The sequence below is a fragment of the Sphingobacterium sp. CZ-2 genome (assembly GCF_004526235.1).
Lineage (GTDB): Bacteria > Bacteroidota > Bacteroidia > Sphingobacteriales > Sphingobacteriaceae > Sphingobacterium > Sphingobacterium tenebrionis.
Window position 1 is genome coordinate 3,655,314 of record NZ_CP038159.1, and the last position, 16,664, is coordinate 3,671,977.

Sequence of the window (16,664 nt, forward strand, 5' to 3'; positions counted from 1 at the left end):
AAAAATCTCCTATAAAAATGCCCAACTAATTTAATAGATGGGCATATACTTTTGGTGGTAGTCTTTATAATCTACCGTTATTTCTTTTTACTTTTCTTAAAGAGCTTTTTGAATTCTTTTTTCAGTTTTGCTCTCAAGGATACGGAATCCGAATCGATATATCCATACCCATAACCGTATCCGTAACCATAACCATAACCTCTTGCAAAGTCAACGTCATTTATTACTACCGCCATGTTTTTCAATTTGCCGTCTTGATAAAGTTCCTTAGGAACATTTAATAGGCGTTTGTCTAAGTAATTCGCACGAGCTACATAAATCGTTAAATCCGCATTATCAGCAATCAATAAGGTATCAGTAACTAAACTTACTGGTGCCGTATCAACAATCACATAATCATAGTTTTTCCGTCCATAATCAATCACATCATTAAAATGTCCATTCATTAAGAGCTCTGCAGGGTTTGGAGCGATATATCCTGAATAGATAATATCGAAATTGTAAGGTGCAGGTTTCTTAATAATAATATTTTCAACAGGCATTTCAGGATTAATCAAGTATTGTGTAATACCAATATTGGTATGTTGTAAATGCGACAAACCTAAATAATCAAGTACTTTAGGCGACCGAATATCAGCACCAATCAACAGAACTCGTTTACCAGACATGGCCAATATTCTAGAGAGATTTGTAGACACAAAAGATTTACCTTCACCGGAAGTTGTCGAAGTGACATAGATAACAGCAGAATCCTTCTTAGCACCCAACATAAAGCTTATGTTAGTTCTTAATATCCGGAATGCTTCAGCAAGTGAAGAACGATCATTATCTTTTACAATTGGGTCTTCAGCACTAGGTACTTCACCCAATATTGGAGCAGCAAATTTCTCCTCGATATCCTTCCGTGAATGAATTTTATTATCCAACAGGAATTTAATATATAAAATTACAAATGGAATCAAAAATCCTAAGATTAAAGAGCCAAGTAAAATTAATGCTCTTTTTGGAGCAACTGGATTAGTAGAACCATAAGCAGAATCAATAACCTTTAAAATATCTGGTTGAGCTGCTGCCTTTATTTCGTTTTCCTCACGCTTTTCTAATAAAAACAAATAAATAGATTCAACTATTTTTTGTTGTCTGGAAATATCTTTGAAGCCAAGCTCTTGCCTTGGTACAGCGGAAACTCTACCTTGTAATTGGTTTCTCTTACTTTCCGAATTATTAAGCGATAGTTGTAGAACTGATCTATAATTATTAATGGAATTCTTCAGATTATTATTTACCGAACGAATATTCTCCGTAATATTTTTTACAATTGGATTTTCAGCTGTTGAACTTTTTAATAAATCCTCACGTTCCAAAACGAGCTTATTATACTCAACGATGGTTTTTTCAATAGACTGATCCTCCAGACCCACATTAGATGGCAACAATTGTAAATCATGGTTATTTCCAATAGATTCACGCATATAATCCGCCAATTGCAATTGGGTTCGTTTTTCTAATACTTCCTTTTCAGCTTCTGTTAATGTTTTTAAGTTTAATTCTGCTTCAGCCTCCAAATCAGTCATATTATTGGATGACTTATAATCTTGAACCTTTTTATCCACATTCTCCAAATCATTTCCTATTAGATTCAGACGTGTTGTGATAAATTTGGAAGTGGCTTCAGTCACCTTGCTTTTATCATCAGATACATCAATATTATATTGCTCGATTAAGTCATTAATAATAATTTTCGATTTCTCAATCAATGGTCCAGTAATGGAAAAGTTAACTATATAGGATTGCTTTTCAGTATTTGGAGAAATGGAAATATTCTTCTGAAGATTATCAATAACATTATCTATTGCTAGAATACTTATTTTAATTTCTTTAACGTTTGTAGTACTAACGTTTTTATTAGGAATTATAATAACATCACCAAATGATGTTTTAAAGGTTTTCCCGTAGGATATTTTACCTATACTTTTCCCCTCAATTTCTTCAACAAAAATTGTATTATTATCAAACAATTCGATGCTGAGTGAACCTGATGGAATCCTAAAATTTTGTTTCTGAACAATAATTTTAACAGGACTCTCAGATTCTATCACTTCAGATTCTTTTATACTTCCTTTAACGTAATACGTGTACTGAAGGTTATTTCTTTCAACAATTTTTCGCAATAATCGACGCGAACGAATAACATCAATTTGATCCAGTACAAAAGCAGATTGCCCTGAGCCTCCTGTTAAAGAACTTAATTCGGCCAATCCAGATAGCTCCCCAGTAGCCTTATCTTCCTTTTCTAATAAGATCTTGGCATCAACTTTATACTGTGAAGTTGAATAACGTAAATAGATAAGTGCTGCTAGGAGCAATAAAATAACAGAGAAAAGAAACCACTTCCAATAAAAGAAATATTGTTCTAATACCTGTTTTAAATCCAACTCACTTGCGTCTTCGTTGGAGACAGTATTTATGGACGTCTTTGATTGGGACATATTAATTTTTGATATTTGTAACGATAAGGGCAGTAATCGTGATTAGCAAACTAGAAATAGAAATCCAAACGTTGGTGTCTTGGCCAAATCTAGAGTTTCTAACCTGTGAGTTATTTGGCTCCACATAAATCACGTCATTTTGTGCCAAATAGTAATAGGGTGAATTAATCACTGAATCCGTTAACAAGTTTAAGCGATGCATTTCCTTTACTCCGTTTTTTTCCCGGATTAATAACACGTTATCTCTTACCCCTTTAATGGTCATATCACCAGCCATGCCTAAAGCTTCCAAAACGGTTACTCGTTCTTGCGGGAGAGTATAGGTATTCGGTCGATTTACCTCACCTAAAATAGTAACCTTGAAATTAGCAAAGGTAATGTTGACACCAGGATTCACAATATATTTGCTCAGTTTTGACTTTAATAATTCTGTTGCCTCTAATCGGCTCAAACCTTCGAATTTTAATTTCCCAATAACTGGAAAATCAATTTCTCCATTGTGATCAACAAGGTAAGTAGGCTTAAAGGCTAGATCATTTGTTGTAGCAGATTGAATCTGATATTGATTCTGTTGATTGAAGGGAAGGGTTGCCTTTAAATCTTCAGCAGAAACCAAAATTGTCAATAAATCTTCTTGTTGTATTTTAGGCGCATACTGTGCGTAAATGTTGTCCGGAATCACTTTTGAATCCTGTAAATAAACAATTTCTTTGCGAGAAGCACATGAGCCTAAAAATATGATCAAGAAAAAGGCTAGATAAATTTTTTTCATTAAAACAATTTTAAAAGTCATTAGGCAAAAATTAAACCAATTTTACCTAATTATACCAAATACAAAACTAATATAAAATATTTATTTAATGGGGATAAGAATATTTTCAGAACCTTGCTTCCATTTTATATATTAAAAACTAACGTTTCTCTACATAGTATTTTTCTGAAAAAATTCGTTTAATCTTCAATAAAACCACTTATTATGAAAGTTTATCTCCCTTTTTGGGTTACTATATTTGATTCCAAGTGACAACCTAAATAATCTAAAAATTAAACATCTTTAAAATATATTGAAATTTACCATATTCTTGGCTTATTCAATGATTAAAAAAGTGTCTACTTTAATGTAATTTCCTGCTATCTATTGATTAATTTTTTAATGTTAATTGAGATTCTCTCTCTCTCTTGATCTGTTAAATTAGAACCTGAAGGAAGACAAAGTCCATTATTGAACAAGGTTTCTGAAATATTCGTGCCATAATAAGTCGCATCAGCAAATACAGGTTGCAAATGCATTGGCTTCCAAAGAGGACGGGATTCTATGTTATCTTCCGCTAATGCTAGTCTTAGATCTTCTCTTGAAAAACCTGTAAGCTTAGGATCAGCAGTAATTGCAGCTAACCAATGATTAGAAAAATAATCAGCATTTGGTTCCACCAAAACTCTTATACCTGGAATGTTTTTAAATAACTCTACATAAAATTTTGTCATGGATCGTCTTGCCTCCACACGTTGATTCAAAACCTCCATTTGTCCACGACCAATACCAGCACAAATATTCGACATACGATAATTATATCCGATATGGGAGTGTTGATAATGAGGCGCATTATCTCTTGCTTGGGTTGAAAGAAAAACAGCTTTATTTTTATCTTCTTCAGAATGGCACACTAATGCTCCTCCTCCAGAAGTGGTGATGATTTTATTTCCATTAAAACTCAAGATTCCAAAACGTCCAAAAGAACCACAAGCTTTTCCCTTATACTTTGAACCTAAAGCTTCAGCGGCATCCTCAATCACTGGTATATCGTATTTATTAGCAATAGCCATTACCTCATCCACTTTAAATGGCATCCCATACAAATGTACAGCAACTATAGCTTTTGGCTTTTTACCTTTGGCGATTCTATCATTAATGGCTTCTTCTAAAGCTACAGGGCACAAATTCCAGGTTTCATTCTCAGAATCTATAAAAACAGGAATTGCTCCTTGATAAGCGATTGGATTGGCAGAAGCAGAAAAAGTCATAGATTGACAGATTACTTCATCCCCATATCCCACACCACATTCGATTAATGACAAATGTAATGCTGCCGTTCCAGCAGAAAGAGCTGCGACTTGAACATCTGCATCTAAGTATCCCTCAATACTTTTTTCAAATTCATTCACATTAGGTCCTAACGGGGCAACCCAGTTTTCATCAAACGCCTCATGAATATATTTTAATTCATTTCCGCCCATATGTGGGGAGGACAACCAAATTTTTTCGTTCATTTTTAAAATATTTTTTTTGCAGGGTTACCAAAATATGTTCCCTCTTTTTTAATTGACTTTAACACAACACTGCCTGCTCCAATTCTTGTATTGGAGGCAATTTTTACTCCTGGCAAGATTGTAGCACCTGTTCCTATAAAAACATTATTACCTAATTCAACTCCACCGCCTAAATCAACATTTGGCATAATACTAGCAAAATCACCAATTTTTACATCATGACCAATTTGTGATCCCAAATTAATAAAGCAACCTTTACCAATTTGTACATCACATGAAACAATTACATTAGGAAATAAAATCACTCCTTCTCCAATTGTTGTTCTTAAACCAATAATTACAGATTCATGTAAAAACGTTGATATGGATACACTTGACAAAGATTTAAGACGCTCAAAAATAATCCCTTTAAAATTACTGTCCATGATTCCTATTAATACGGAACCAGTAATTTGGGAATCATTGAGATTACCTAATATTTTTTTTGAAATAGTATAGTTATCCAGTGCTGATATGTTGTCATCCCAAAATCCAGTTATCTTATAGTTGGTTTTACTATCCTTTTCTATCCAAGAATCTATTTCGCGCGCCAAACCACCTGCACCTATGATTGTTGCTTCAACCTTATTGTATTGAATATCCTCCATCAATTTTAAAATTTTGACCAGTAACCCATTTAGATTTGTCAGAAAGCAAATACATTAATATTCCTACAACATCAGATACTTCACCTATTCCAATTGGATGCATGGATTTTATTTTTCTAACATTTTCTTCATCAAGTTGCTCAAACAATTTTTCTGTAAGTGGAGTGTTAACAATTCCAGGTAAAACAGCATTTACTCGAATTACTCGTTTTGAAAGTTCTAATGCCAATGATTTTACTACCCCTAACAAAGCTGCTTTGGAAGAACAATAACCTACTTTTCCTGCTTGCCCCAATTCGCCCATTACAGAAGACATTAAAATAAAACTTGCTCCATCTAATGAATGTTTTTTCTTTGATAGAAACCTTAATAGCTCAATCGCTGAAAAAACATTGATTTGGAAAATTGACCGCACTTTTTCTGGAGTATACAGTGAAATTGGAAGAGTTTCCTCAATTCCAGCACAATGTATAAAACCCGAAAATTTAATGTCGTTAAACTCCTCTTTGAATAATCCTTCTACTTTATCAATCTGAAAGAGGTCAAAATTTATGAATGTAAAATTGACATTATTATTTATGAGATGCTGTATTTTCGTTCTATCTCTACCAATTCCAAACAATTGAATATTTGAATCCAACAGTAATTCTTCGGCGATAGCTTTACCAATCCCAGATGTTACACCTGTTATAAGTATTGATTTCTTCACAATTTTTCTTTTTAAGAGAACTTCTCTACGCCAATCTTGTTGATCAATGACTGTACAGTCGTAATTTCTTCAATGTCTTTTGCTGATAATGTCATATCAAATTCGTTTGAAACGGCTCCAATAAGCATCATTGCAACCATCGAATCCCATTCTTCTAGCTCTTTAAGATTTGTCGTTACTGTAAGTGGTGATTCCAATTCAAGTTCTTCAACTAATAATTTTAAAAATTTTTCAATTTCCATGATATGTATATGTTAAATGTTTTTATTTATTGTAATTAATCCTCCTGCCCAAGATAGTCCAACTCCAAACCCAACTATCACAACCTTCTTGTCACTATTATCGGTGAAACTTCCAGATAATCTTTTCAACGCTATTGGAATAGTATTTGAGACAGTATTTCCCGAGTCCTCTAAATTAATATAGAATTTTTCCTTATCAACCTTTATCCTTTTTCTTAGAAATTCTAACATAAAAGAATTCGCTTGATGGAAAACATAAAAATCTGGATCTTCCTTAAGTATATTATTTTTCTTTAAAACCTCATCTGTAAAATTAGGAATGTTTTCGGCAGTAAAATTAAATATTTCTGGCCCATTCATATATAAATGGTTATCCGTATAAATATTATCCGAGCCATAGGTTAACTGAGGTGAACAACTGTTGAATTTATTTTTTCCGGCCCCATTTTTAATAATAAGTTTCTCAGCACCACCTCCATCGGTACCAAACATAAAGCTTCCGATTTTTTCCGTGTCTGAATTAGAAATTAAGGTAGCTGTAGCTCCATCCCCAAAAATAGCCAAATTGGATTTATCTTCTGGATGAATATATTTTGAATAAGTTTCAGATGTCACAAGTAAGACATTACTACACTGTCCGCTTTCTATAAGAGCTTTTGCTAAACTTACCCCGTAAACATAACCAGAACAACCCAAGTTATAGTCAAAAGAACCTATATTCTTGTTAAGACCTAATTTGTCTTGAAGGATACAAGCTGTAGTTGGTAAAAAATATTCAGGACTTTGCGTACAATATATTAAATAATCAATATCTTCTTTATTGTATTTGTTCAGAAGTTTTTGACATGCATCGAAAGCTAAATCCAAAGCAGTCTGCCCCTCATCCACCCAATATCTATTTTTTATTCCTACTTTATCTTCAAATTTGGCAAAATCATATTCTGGAAATTTCTTCGCTAAATCTTCATTATTTACCTTATTTGCGGGTAAAACATATTCTATCCCTTTTATTTCTGCTCCCATAATTTTAATTATTTCCGTTAAAAGCTTCCATAGTTGCTTGCCCCTCTTGAGAAATTCCCTCACGGACAAAAACTTTTTTTATCGTTAAAAAAAATATCTTAATATCTAACCAAAATGAAATATGATCCACATACCAAACATCCAATTCAAACTTCCGTTTCCAAGAAATAGCATTTCGACCATTTACTTGAGCCCAACCTGTTATCCCAGGTCTAACTTCATGCCTACGTTTTTGAATAGTATTATAAAGAACTAAATATTGAGGTAATAATGGTCGTGGACCAATTATCGCCATATCTCCCTTTAAAACATTAATTAATTGAGGAATCTCATCTAATGATGTTTTTCGAACAAAAGAGCCAATTGCTGTAAGTCTATCTGAATCTGGTAATAATTTCCCCTCAGAATCCTTTTTATCATTCATCGTTTTAAACTTAATAATCTTAAAGATACGCTCATTTAAACCTGGACGATTCTGAAAGAAAAAAGGTTTTCCTTGATTAGCAAAATACAATCCAATTGTCACAATAATAAATATTGGAGATAAAGCAACAAAGGCTACAAATGCAATTAGAAAATCAATTAACTGTTTTAAATATAATTTGTACATATTTATTTCATTCTGTTCATAATAATAGCATAGGAATTATCCACTGTATAATTATTTAACAACAAATTCCGTCCATTATCACCCATTTTTTTTAAGTCAAGCGATTGAATTTTTTCCAATTTTTCAATCATATCATCTAAATTTCCAGATTTTACTGATAATCCACTACCACTCTCTTCAAGAACCTTACCAATATCGGTATTTACATCTGTTGCAGATAATACTGGAAGACCCATTTCCAAATAGGATAATAAACGTGATGGAAAATTGGGAATTAGAAACTTAGCGTCCAAAAATATCAAACCTACATCGCAGGCAGCTAATAACCTATCATAATCATTCTTAGGTAGTCGTTGCATTAATTTCGCATTGTTTGGTCTTACAGTATTAAACCAATTATTAATACGAGGATACTCCGTCCCATCACCAATGATTAAAAAATAAATTTCTTCAACTTTATATGATTCAATCGTCTGTAAAAGAAAATCTAATCCCTGAGGTTTCCCTAAATTTCCACCATATACAAGTACTTTTTTATCCAAAGGGATTTGATATTTATTCCGAATATCTTCTTTTTCTAAATCTGTATAATCGAAAGAGATAGGAAATATTGAATTAGGATTTACTTCTATTTTTTTAGGATTAACCTCTGGATTATTCGATTTTAAAAACGCTACATTCGCTTCAGACATACAGCCTATTGTATCAGATATTTGATATAATCTTTTCTCCTTCTTTAAAAATTGACGATGAATAAAACCACCCTCTTTAATCATTTCCATATCTACTGCATTTTGAGGAAAAATATCCTTTAACAATAAATAGCTTTGAGCATTATCTCTATTTTTAATAAACTCAATAACTTTAGCAAACGTAATCGGAGGAGTTGAATATAAGATTAAATCAAATTTAACTTTGTTTAAATATTTTTTTACAGCATGTAGAAATTGGAATTCTATTGCTAAAGTTCCAATTCCCTTTTCTACAATATTTGTTTTTTGAATATTAAACGTTTTTACCTGAAGTATAGAAATACCATCTTTCTCCTTAAAATTGGTCGAAATCTTTTTCCTTCTCTCTACTGGAGTAACAACATAAACTGAATGTCCTTCATCTCGAAATTTACGTAGAAGATCCTGGTATATACCACGATCTTCAATAGAAAAAATCTCTGCTAATGTTAAGAATAAAATATTCATATCTTAAATCTCTTCAGACCAAACTGTACGTTTGATATAATCTGTATAGGAAATAATGATGCGTACTACTTTCTCCGATACATTTGGCATCGAATAATCAGCTACTGGTCTGAAATTACGTTCTTTACCGATTTTTTGTTGTAACACTTGCGTAAGACCTTGTAAGATTCTTTCTGGAGACAGACCAACCATCATAACAGATGCTTCTTCCATAGCCTCAGGTCTCTCATGTGCTTGACGGATATTAAGGGCACGGAAATTTAAAATGGAAGACTCTTCCGAAATGGTGCCTGAATCAGATAATACCGCATAGGATCTTTTCTGCAAAGAATTGTAGTCATGAAATCCTAAAGGTTTTAGGAATTGAATTTCCGGACGCATTTCAATCTGCATCTTATCAATCATATTCTTTGTACGAGGGTGTGTTGACACAATGATTGGATATCCGTATTTCTCAGCAATCGCGTTCAACGATGCCATTAAACCCTTAAAGTTTTTCTCCGAATTGATGTTTTCTTCACGGTGTGAGGAAACCACAAAAAATTTACCTTCTTCTAAATTCAATTTCTCCAAGACATTTGAAGCATCAATCTCTGGTAAATAGTGGGTTAACACTTCAAACATTGGAGACCCTGTTTTGATGATACGATCAGCAGGTAAACCTTCGCTTAATAGGTATTCCCTAGCAATATCAGAATAGGTTAAATTTATATCTGCTGTATGGTCTACAATCTTACGGTTAGTTTCCTCTGGAACACGTTGGTCAAAACATCTGTTTCCTGCTTCCATGTGGAAAATTGGAATATGACGTTTCTTTGCTGGGATGGCACATAGACAGGAATTGGTGTCACCCAATACCAAAAATGCTTCCGGCTTAAGTTCTTCCAAAAGTGGATCTATCTTGATCAAGATGTTTCCTACAGTTTCTGTAGCTGTTTTTCCTGCCGCTTCTAAAAAATAATCCGGCTTACGAAGTCCTAAATCTTCAAAGAAGATCTGGTTCAATTCGTAATCATAATTCTGTCCGGTATGGACGATAATATGTTCTACAGCTTCAGAAGCATCTAAAGCCGATAATACACGAGATAATCTAATAATTTCTGGTCGAGTACCTACGACCGTCATTACCTTTAATTTTTTCATTTTTATTTAAGTATTAAACTGTTTCAAAATACGTATCAGCATCTGCCGGATTAAATGGTTCATTAATCCAGAATATAGTGTACAGATCCTCTTCCCCAATGTTTTTGATGTTGTGGGTATACCAAATTGGCATATCCACATAAGCTGATTCAGATCCGTCTAAGTAAAAATCCAGCACTTCACCGGTGCCAATTTTACGCAATTGAATCAATGCCTTTCCTTTAATTACAGCAAAACGTTCTATTTTACGCGTATGATAATGGTTCCCCCTGGTGATTCCTGGAACGGTAGTAGAAAAAGAACACTGGCCGCCAATTCCAAGTCGAATTACTTCTACAAAAGCACCGCGAGGGTCCACATGCTGAGTAAATTTAACTGGGAAATGAGTCTTGTATTCTATATACGAGCGATAAGTGTTGAATAAATTGTGCTCAAATGAATCATGAATAACAGGAATTTCGCCTTCATCAAAATATTTAGTTTTATAATCCAACAACAAGGCTAAAACTTCTGTTACCTTTTTTGTAGCTGTAGGTGCAATTAATAAATCTGCCGTTGCCTTTTCTGCTTTTATTTCTTCAATAATCTTTTCTACTAGCTCCTGAACGTAAATTAATTTTACTTCACCATCATTAACTACCGTAGGAATTTCGCCATGTGTTAATTGATGACAGAAGGTAGCAACAAAAGAATTGTAAAACGGTTTCCCGAAAGCACCAAATACATTAGGAATAATCAATCCAGAAACTTTTGCACCGTTTTCAGTAGCCCAGTTAATTAGCGCTTCACGACCCTCTTTTTTTGATTTTCCATAAAGATTATCCCGATCCTCCTGTGTAGAAGAAGAAATCAAGACATGTGGGGTAGATCCTGTACGAGTTAAGGAAGCGATTAACTTTTCTACTAGACCAACATTGGTTTCGTAAATTACTTGCTCGCTTTCATGACGATTCATGGCAGCTAAATGTACAATCACATCGCATTCAGCAATAAATTCATCTAATTTGGATGCATCTTCAAAGAATTCCTTTTGAAATTCTACAACAGAAAAGTTTTCAGGAGTTAATTTTAAAGTGTTATATAAATGTTTTCCTACAAAACCATTTTGACCGGTTATTCCAATTTTTGTCATTACTGTATTTTATTAATAAAATAATCTAATGGGTAAGTATAATCGTCATTCTTCGCATCCTCGATTGGGTAATCCGAAAAAACCAGCAATTCGCTGTCAGCCTCTAAGGCTTGAAAAGCCGTGGCATACCCTGCCGATAAATGTAAAATCTTATTTTCCTTTGAATCTATTATTTCTTTTCGGACAGGTAGATCTTTTGATGCTTCATCCCAATTGTCTATAGCTACAATGTCCAGTACGAATGAACCTGAAATAACATAAAACCATCTTTGCTCAATACGATGCGCTCTCCAACCTCTAATAAGCTCGTTATCTGCATTTTTAATGATATAGAATCGTTTCACCAAGGTCATATCCAAATCATTTACAAACCTGATTTGACCTCTTTCGTCCTTGGCTATCCCGCCCTGAATTTCTTCAATCATAATATTAATAAGGATATTGCATTACATCTTCACCAAATACTTCTTTGCGAATTAATGGCAATTTTGAAATAAGGTTTTTCAAGCCTTCCACTCCTTGTTGTTCTGTATTATGTGAATGGTAATCTTCAATCTTTGAAATATCCTGCTCACCTTCGGAGAAATATTTCGCGTAATTTAAGTCCCTATTATCTGCTGGAATACGATAGAAGTCACCCATATCCTCCGCTTTGATCATCTCCTCACGTGTACAAAGTGTTTCGTATAATTTTTCACCGTGTCTTGTACCAATTACCTTCACAGGAACTTCCTTACCTGTTAATTCGATTAATGCTTTTGCTAGGTCGCCAATGGATCCTGCAGGTGCCTTATTAACAAAAAGATCTCCAGGATTACCGTGCTCAAAGGCAAATAAAACCAAATCCACCGCATCTTCTAAAGACATGAAAAAGCGTGACATTTTAGGATCTGTCACCGTAATAGGTTCGTTTTTCTGGATTTGATTTAAAAACAATGGGATAACCGAACCCCTGGATGCCATTACATTTCCATAACGAGTAAGACATACTACCGTATCGGTTAGATTACGAGCTTCTGCCACCGCCACTTTCTCCATCATCGCTTTGGAGATTCCCATGGCATTAATAGGATAAGCAGCTTTATCTGTAGAGAGACAGATTACTTTTTTTACACCATTCGATGCTGCTGCACGAATTACATTCTGGGTTCCTTCCACATTGGTTTTTACCGCTTGCATAGGAAAAAACTCACAAGATGGAACCTGTTTTAGAGCTGCCGCATGAAAGATATAATCTACTCCACGTGTAGCAGGTTCTACGGATGCAAAATCCCTTACATCACCTATATAGTATTTGATTTTATCATTTTTATATAGATTTCGCATATCATCCTGTTTCTTTTCATCTCGAGAAAATATGCGAATTTCGCGAAAATGATCTGTCTGTAAAAAACGATTTAACACCGCGGTACCAAAAGATCCAGTACCACCTGTGATTAACAAAACTTTATTCTTAATTTCCATGTAATCCGATTTAAAATAATTTTTCCTTTTCTTCTTTTGTAGGGTAATTGATTAATACTGCTTTGTAAACCCCTTTGAAAACAAAGAGACTGCCTGCAGCAACACCTATAATCTTATGTTTGTCTATAACTTTTTTGATGTCTTCCAAGGAGCCAGCTCCTCCCAAAACGGTCATTGGTAAAGAGGTTTGTTCGCGTGCTTTGTCAATCAATCCAAAATCATAACCTTTCATTACACCGTCTTGATCAATTGAATTAATAACAATCTCTCCGGCGCCTAGCTTTTGCGCTTCCTGAATGAATTGAAATGGATTGATACCTGTACCTTTTTTACCATTGTGGGTATATACTTCGTAGCCACCAAACATTTTCTTTTTCACATCAAGTACCACAATCACAGATTGTGCTCCAACTCTGTCTGCAATAGCGGTAATAAGTTGAGGGTTTTGCAAAACTGCCGATGATAGTGCAATCTTTTCAATACCTAATCCGAAAATTCGTTGTGCTTGTTCAACGGTTTTAACACCACCTCCATAACATAAAGGCATTCTAGATTGATTGGCAATACGCTCGATCAAATTGTAATTCGGCTCATTACCTTTAACAGTAGCATCAATATCAAAAATAGCCAGCTCGTCTACGGATTTCTCATTAAAAATCTTAACCGCATTGATGGGGTCTCCAACATACTTGGGATTCTTAAAATTCACCGTTTTCACTAATCCATTATCCTGAATTAGTAGGCTAGGGATAATTCTTGGTTTTAGCATAAGTTCTTAGAGTTTAGCAAAATTATGTAACAAAATCTCCCCATATTGATGGCTTTTCTCCGGATGGAACTGAATACCATATTTATTTTCATGATGTGCAGCAGAGGCAAAGTTAATTCCATAATCTGTAACGGCCATGATATCCTCCTGATTGTTGCATTCGAAATAGTAAGTATGTAAGAAGTAAAAGATAGCTTCTTTTTCTAGCCCATTGAATAAACTAATATCCTTAATAGGTTTCACATCGTTCCATCCCATGTGAGGCAAACGAGTAACCTGTTTAATGGTCGACTCATCAAACTTACGTACCGAAGCATCGATCCATTTTAAACCGTCTAATTTTCCTTCATCACTATGATTTGCCATCATTTGCATGCCCACACAGATACCAATTACAGGAATCTTATCCTCCAAAACCATTTTATCCAAGGTATCACGCATACCTGAATTATTGAGCTGTGTCATGGCATGATCGAAATGTCCCACTCCTGGAAGGATCAATTTCTTAGCACCATCCAAATCTTCCTTGGTTCGTGCTATTTTAACAGGTACATCTACTCTTTTGTACACATTGACAAAAGCATTGATATTCCCTACTCCGTAATCAATTAATGTTATCATCTATCTAAACAAGCGTTTCTCCAAACCTAGTTTTCTCATTGTCTGAGCACCAATCCCAATTAGCGATCTTTTATTTTTATAATCATGGAAGGTTTTATTTTCTCCCTGAAAGATCAATTCAAGTTCCTCTACTGTAAAGTCTAGTTTTTCAGCCACGTATTCGAATTCCTTTCTTAAAAATTCCTGGGAAAGTTCAGGTCTCGATACTCTGTCCAAAGCCTCTTCTCTGGTCATCTGACCAGTTAAAATCAAAGATGAAAAGTGCGCTCTACGTTTTTCAAAACCAAATTTTCGCGGTAACCAATAATCTTCAAAGAATCTCGTAAAGCGCGATTCATGATGCTTATGTTGAAACGGTTCCCATCCAAATCTGCTTGATAACAATTCCTCAACCTCGGTCTTAATGTAGGGTATTAAATTTAATGGCTTGAAAACTTCCATTCCAAGGAAGTACTTATAGTATATTTTATATTGTAAAATATCGACTATAGGGAATGATTTCAAGGGTTTCTCTCCAAATTTATTGTGAATATCTAGAATTAATTTTTTATCAATACCTGGATATGCTCCCCACTCTTCAGGCTCACGACAACATTCAGTAGAAAAATTACCTCCTGTTAATACATATTTAATCTTATGCTTTTTTGCAAACTTATAAAGTCCAGAAAAGAAAGCGATATCTTGCGGCATATCCTGATCCGGAATTTGAGACTTAAAAAATGCACGCTGCAGATCCTTCATTTCTTCCCAATTGATTACTTCGGTGTAGAGGTCAAGGTTTAACCCATTTACAAGTTTTTCAATATTCCCTACTGCTTTATCGGTATTCCAGCCAGCATCAACATGAAATAATAAAGGACGTAGACCCATAATTTCTTTAGCCACATAAGCCACATAGGAACTATCAAGTCCACCACTTAAACCTATAATACAATCAAAGTCTCGATTCTTTCCATCTGCTTTTATTTTTTCAGCAGTCTGCATTAAGAGCTTATGCCCCTCTTCACCTGTATTCCAACTTGGCAATATTCCATTGACAAAATTGACATAATAATCACTCTCTCCCTTTTCATTAAATACAATATTTGGATCTGTCGTATCCATAATTGTCTTTGTACATATTTGGTATGGTCTCTTACTTTCCATAAAATTATTTTATTTAGTATCTTAAATTACGTGTGAACTTTATTATAGTTATATTAAAAAAGTTTATATTCCAATGGATTTAATTGATTCTTTTGCAATGTTTGAATAAGAAAACTCTTCTCTTCCAATTGTGGTTGCCTTATGAAGCATCTCGTTATATACCTTTTTATCATCTTTTAAAATATCATCGAGTGTTAAAGTTATTTCTTCGACAGAATCTTTGTATAAAAACCGTGAATTGCCACCTACATCTACATGATCGATTCCCTTCCAATATTTAAAAACTGCAGGTGTACCTGTTCCAATAGCTTGTTCCCATAAAACTGAATGCGTTCCAGGAAAAATAATTAAATCAGCCATTATAAAATAATCCATAATTTGATTAGATGATAGCCAACCTACAAACTTGATTTTTGGAAAATCTAATAACCTTTCCATTTCTACCTTCACTTCTGGATCAATATTTCCAAAAACTACCAGGGTAGCATCCGGATATTTAGATGAAATATTCCGAAATGCTTCCAATACTAAATGGATATTTTTTAAGTAATCAATTTTTCCACCTGTAAGTATGACAAACTCGTTTTCAATGGAAAGTTCTTTTCTTAATGATTCACCAACATTTAATTGTTTTCTCTCTTTAAAGTAGTCGTCATCTATCCCCATCCTTAATAATTCGACTTTATTGTCAGGAAGATGATAGGCATCCTTTAAGAAATCACATCTCAAAGGTGTAACGCCATAAAACATTTCCACATCATTTACCATCCATTTTCCAATCTTCCTCCAGATAATATGATGAAAAATATGTTTTGAAACCCAACTACTAGCGCTGTTTATATAATCTGTGTGGCAATCAACAAAAACTTTTATGTTATTTTCTTTGGCATATTTCATTACTGGAATAATATCCATAAAAGAATAATCATGAATAAATAAAACATCAGGTTTCTCAGCTTTAAGTGTTGGCATCAAATTTTCATAGATTCTAATAAAAGAATTAAGCCTACCTAAAGCGCCTCCTTTATAATTTAACCGCACAACTTTATACCCATCATTCGCATAGTATGTTTTAGCACCGTCAAGTAAACATGGCTTCCCATGGTTATCAAAAGAAACTAATGATGCAATTATAGAAACATCTAATCCCATCTTTTGGTGATACTTGGGCAACATATTTTCCTGATAAGAATAATTATCGA

Annotated in this window: 17 protein-coding genes; all 17 read right to left on the bottom strand. The window is 34.0% G+C overall.

Annotation, left to right across the window (positions count from 1 at the left end; all coding sequences use genetic code 11):
* Positions 1 to 77 precede the first annotated feature (77 nt).
* The 17 genes from E3D81_RS15935 to E3D81_RS16015 all read right to left on the bottom strand — a co-directional run bounded on the left by E3D81_RS15935 (position 78) and on the right by E3D81_RS16015 (position 16,614).
* Positions 78 to 2,489, bottom strand: coding sequence for a GumC family protein (locus tag E3D81_RS15935; protein ID WP_134778181.1), 2,412 nt, complete (start codon positions 2,487 to 2,489; stop codon positions 78 to 80).
* Between the two features lies 1 nt (position 2,490).
* Positions 2,491 to 3,261, bottom strand: coding sequence for a polysaccharide biosynthesis/export family protein (locus tag E3D81_RS15940; RefSeq protein WP_134778182.1), 771 nt, complete (start codon positions 3,259 to 3,261; stop codon positions 2,491 to 2,493).
* Between the two features lie 359 nt (positions 3,262 to 3,620).
* The gene (locus E3D81_RS15945; protein WP_134778183.1) at positions 3,621 to 4,757 is read right to left on the bottom strand and encodes a DegT/DnrJ/EryC1/StrS family aminotransferase; all 1,137 of its coding nucleotides are present in this window, start codon (positions 4,755 to 4,757) and stop codon (positions 3,621 to 3,623) included.
* A gap of 2 nt (positions 4,758 to 4,759) precedes the next feature.
* Complete coding sequence (locus tag E3D81_RS15950; RefSeq protein ID WP_134778184.1) at positions 4,760 to 5,404, bottom strand: acetyltransferase; 645 nt, start codon at positions 5,402 to 5,404, stop codon at positions 4,760 to 4,762.
* Positions 5,382 to 6,113 (bottom strand): SDR family NAD(P)-dependent oxidoreductase, encoded by a 732-nt coding sequence (locus E3D81_RS15955; RefSeq protein ID WP_167554351.1) that lies wholly within the window; start codon positions 6,111 to 6,113, stop codon positions 5,382 to 5,384. Before E3D81_RS15955 ends, E3D81_RS15950 begins: the two co-directional genes overlap by 23 nt.
* 11 nt (positions 6,114 to 6,124) lie before the next feature.
* Complete coding sequence (locus E3D81_RS15960) at positions 6,125 to 6,355, bottom strand: acyl carrier protein (RefSeq protein ID WP_134778186.1); 231 nt, start codon at positions 6,353 to 6,355, stop codon at positions 6,125 to 6,127.
* Positions 6,356 to 6,367: 12 nt separating this feature from the next.
* Positions 6,368 to 7,378 (bottom strand): 3-oxoacyl-ACP synthase III family protein, encoded by a 1,011-nt coding sequence (locus E3D81_RS15965; protein ID WP_134778187.1) that lies wholly within the window; start codon positions 7,376 to 7,378, stop codon positions 6,368 to 6,370.
* Positions 7,379 to 7,382: 4 nt separating this feature from the next.
* Complete coding sequence (locus tag E3D81_RS15970; protein ID WP_134778188.1) at positions 7,383 to 7,988, bottom strand: sugar transferase; 606 nt, start codon at positions 7,986 to 7,988, stop codon at positions 7,383 to 7,385.
* A gap of 2 nt (positions 7,989 to 7,990) precedes the next feature.
* Positions 7,991 to 9,187, bottom strand: a complete 1,197-nt coding sequence (locus tag E3D81_RS15975) for a glycosyltransferase family 4 protein (protein ID WP_134778189.1) — start codon at positions 9,185 to 9,187, stop codon at positions 7,991 to 7,993.
* Positions 9,188 to 9,190: 3 nt separating this feature from the next.
* The gene (gene wecB, locus E3D81_RS15980; protein ID WP_134778190.1) at positions 9,191 to 10,330 is read right to left on the bottom strand and encodes a non-hydrolyzing UDP-N-acetylglucosamine 2-epimerase; all 1,140 of its coding nucleotides are present in this window, start codon (positions 10,328 to 10,330) and stop codon (positions 9,191 to 9,193) included.
* 13 nt (positions 10,331 to 10,343) lie between these two features.
* Positions 10,344 to 11,462: an NAD-dependent epimerase/dehydratase family protein gene (locus tag E3D81_RS15985; protein ID WP_134778191.1), complete on the bottom strand. Its 1,119-nt coding sequence runs from the start codon at positions 11,460 to 11,462 to the stop codon at positions 10,344 to 10,346.
* Positions 11,462 to 11,887 carry a WxcM-like domain-containing protein gene (locus E3D81_RS15990; RefSeq protein WP_134778192.1) on the bottom strand — a complete coding sequence of 142 codons (426 nt, stop codon included), beginning with the start codon at positions 11,885 to 11,887 and terminating at the stop codon, positions 11,462 to 11,464. The genes E3D81_RS15985 and E3D81_RS15990 overlap by 1 nt, the downstream gene beginning before the upstream one ends.
* Positions 11,888 to 11,891: 4 nt before the next feature.
* Positions 11,892 to 12,926, bottom strand: a complete 1,035-nt coding sequence (locus E3D81_RS15995) for a polysaccharide biosynthesis protein (protein WP_134778193.1) — start codon at positions 12,924 to 12,926, stop codon at positions 11,892 to 11,894.
* 10 nt (positions 12,927 to 12,936) lie between these two features.
* Positions 12,937 to 13,695, bottom strand: coding sequence for an AglZ/HisF2 family acetamidino modification protein (locus tag E3D81_RS16000; protein ID WP_134778194.1), 759 nt, complete (start codon positions 13,693 to 13,695; stop codon positions 12,937 to 12,939).
* Positions 13,696 to 13,701: 6 nt separating this feature from the next.
* Positions 13,702 to 14,316 carry an imidazole glycerol phosphate synthase subunit HisH gene (hisH, locus tag E3D81_RS16005; protein WP_134778195.1) on the bottom strand — a complete coding sequence of 205 codons (615 nt, stop codon included), beginning with the start codon at positions 14,314 to 14,316 and terminating at the stop codon, positions 13,702 to 13,704.
* The gene (locus E3D81_RS16010; protein ID WP_134778196.1) at positions 14,317 to 15,462 is read right to left on the bottom strand and encodes an N-acetyl sugar amidotransferase; all 1,146 of its coding nucleotides are present in this window, start codon (positions 15,460 to 15,462) and stop codon (positions 14,317 to 14,319) included. It lies immediately after the preceding gene.
* A 63-nt stretch (positions 15,463 to 15,525) separates the two neighbouring features.
* The gene (locus E3D81_RS16015; RefSeq protein WP_167554352.1) at positions 15,526 to 16,614 is read right to left on the bottom strand and encodes a glycosyltransferase family 4 protein; all 1,089 of its coding nucleotides are present in this window, start codon (positions 16,612 to 16,614) and stop codon (positions 15,526 to 15,528) included.
* Between the last annotated feature and the right edge of the window lie 50 nt (positions 16,615 to 16,664).

What these genes read in the sequence shown, in the direction of transcription:
- E3D81_RS15975 (WP_134778189.1), bottom strand. Translation starts at nt 9,187, where the DNA reads ATGAATATTTTATTCTTAACATTAGCAGAGATTTTTTCTATTGAAGAT.
- E3D81_RS15935 (WP_134778181.1), bottom strand. Translation starts at nt 2,489, where the DNA reads ATGTCCCAATCAAAGACGTCCATAAATACTGTCTCCAACGAAGACGCA.
- E3D81_RS15950 (WP_134778184.1), bottom strand. Translation starts at nt 5,404, where the DNA reads ATGGAGGATATTCAATACAATAAGGTTGAAGCAACAATCATAGGTGCA.
- E3D81_RS15945 (WP_134778183.1), bottom strand. Translation starts at nt 4,757, where the DNA reads ATGAACGAAAAAATTTGGTTGTCCTCCCCACATATGGGCGGAAATGAA.
- E3D81_RS15985 (WP_134778191.1), bottom strand. Translation starts at nt 11,462, where the DNA reads ATGACAAAAATTGGAATAACCGGTCAAAATGGTTTTGTAGGAAAACAT.
- E3D81_RS15940 (WP_134778182.1), bottom strand. Translation starts at nt 3,261, where the DNA reads ATGAAAAAAATTTATCTAGCCTTTTTCTTGATCATATTTTTAGGCTCA.
- E3D81_RS15970 (WP_134778188.1), bottom strand. Translation starts at nt 7,988, where the DNA reads ATGTACAAATTATATTTAAAACAGTTAATTGATTTTCTAATTGCATTT.
- E3D81_RS15965 (WP_134778187.1), bottom strand. Translation starts at nt 7,378, where the DNA reads ATGGGAGCAGAAATAAAAGGGATAGAATATGTTTTACCCGCAAATAAG.
- E3D81_RS16000 (WP_134778194.1), bottom strand. Translation starts at nt 13,695, where the DNA reads ATGCTAAAACCAAGAATTATCCCTAGCCTACTAATTCAGGATAATGGA.
- E3D81_RS16010 (WP_134778196.1), bottom strand. Translation starts at nt 15,462, where the DNA reads ATGGAAAGTAAGAGACCATACCAAATATGTACAAAGACAATTATGGAT.
- hisH (WP_134778195.1), bottom strand. Translation starts at nt 14,316, where the DNA reads ATGATAACATTAATTGATTACGGAGTAGGGAATATCAATGCTTTTGTC.
- E3D81_RS16015 (WP_167554352.1), bottom strand. Translation starts at nt 16,614, where the DNA reads ATGGGATTAGATGTTTCTATAATTGCATCATTAGTTTCTTTTGATAAC.
- E3D81_RS15990 (WP_134778192.1), bottom strand. Translation starts at nt 11,887, where the DNA reads ATGATTGAAGAAATTCAGGGCGGGATAGCCAAGGACGAAAGAGGTCAA.
- wecB (WP_134778190.1), bottom strand. Translation starts at nt 10,330, where the DNA reads ATGAAAAAATTAAAGGTAATGACGGTCGTAGGTACTCGACCAGAAATT.
- E3D81_RS15995 (WP_134778193.1), bottom strand. Translation starts at nt 12,926, where the DNA reads ATGGAAATTAAGAATAAAGTTTTGTTAATCACAGGTGGTACTGGATCT.
- E3D81_RS15960 (WP_134778186.1), bottom strand. Translation starts at nt 6,355, where the DNA reads ATGGAAATTGAAAAATTTTTAAAATTATTAGTTGAAGAACTTGAATTG.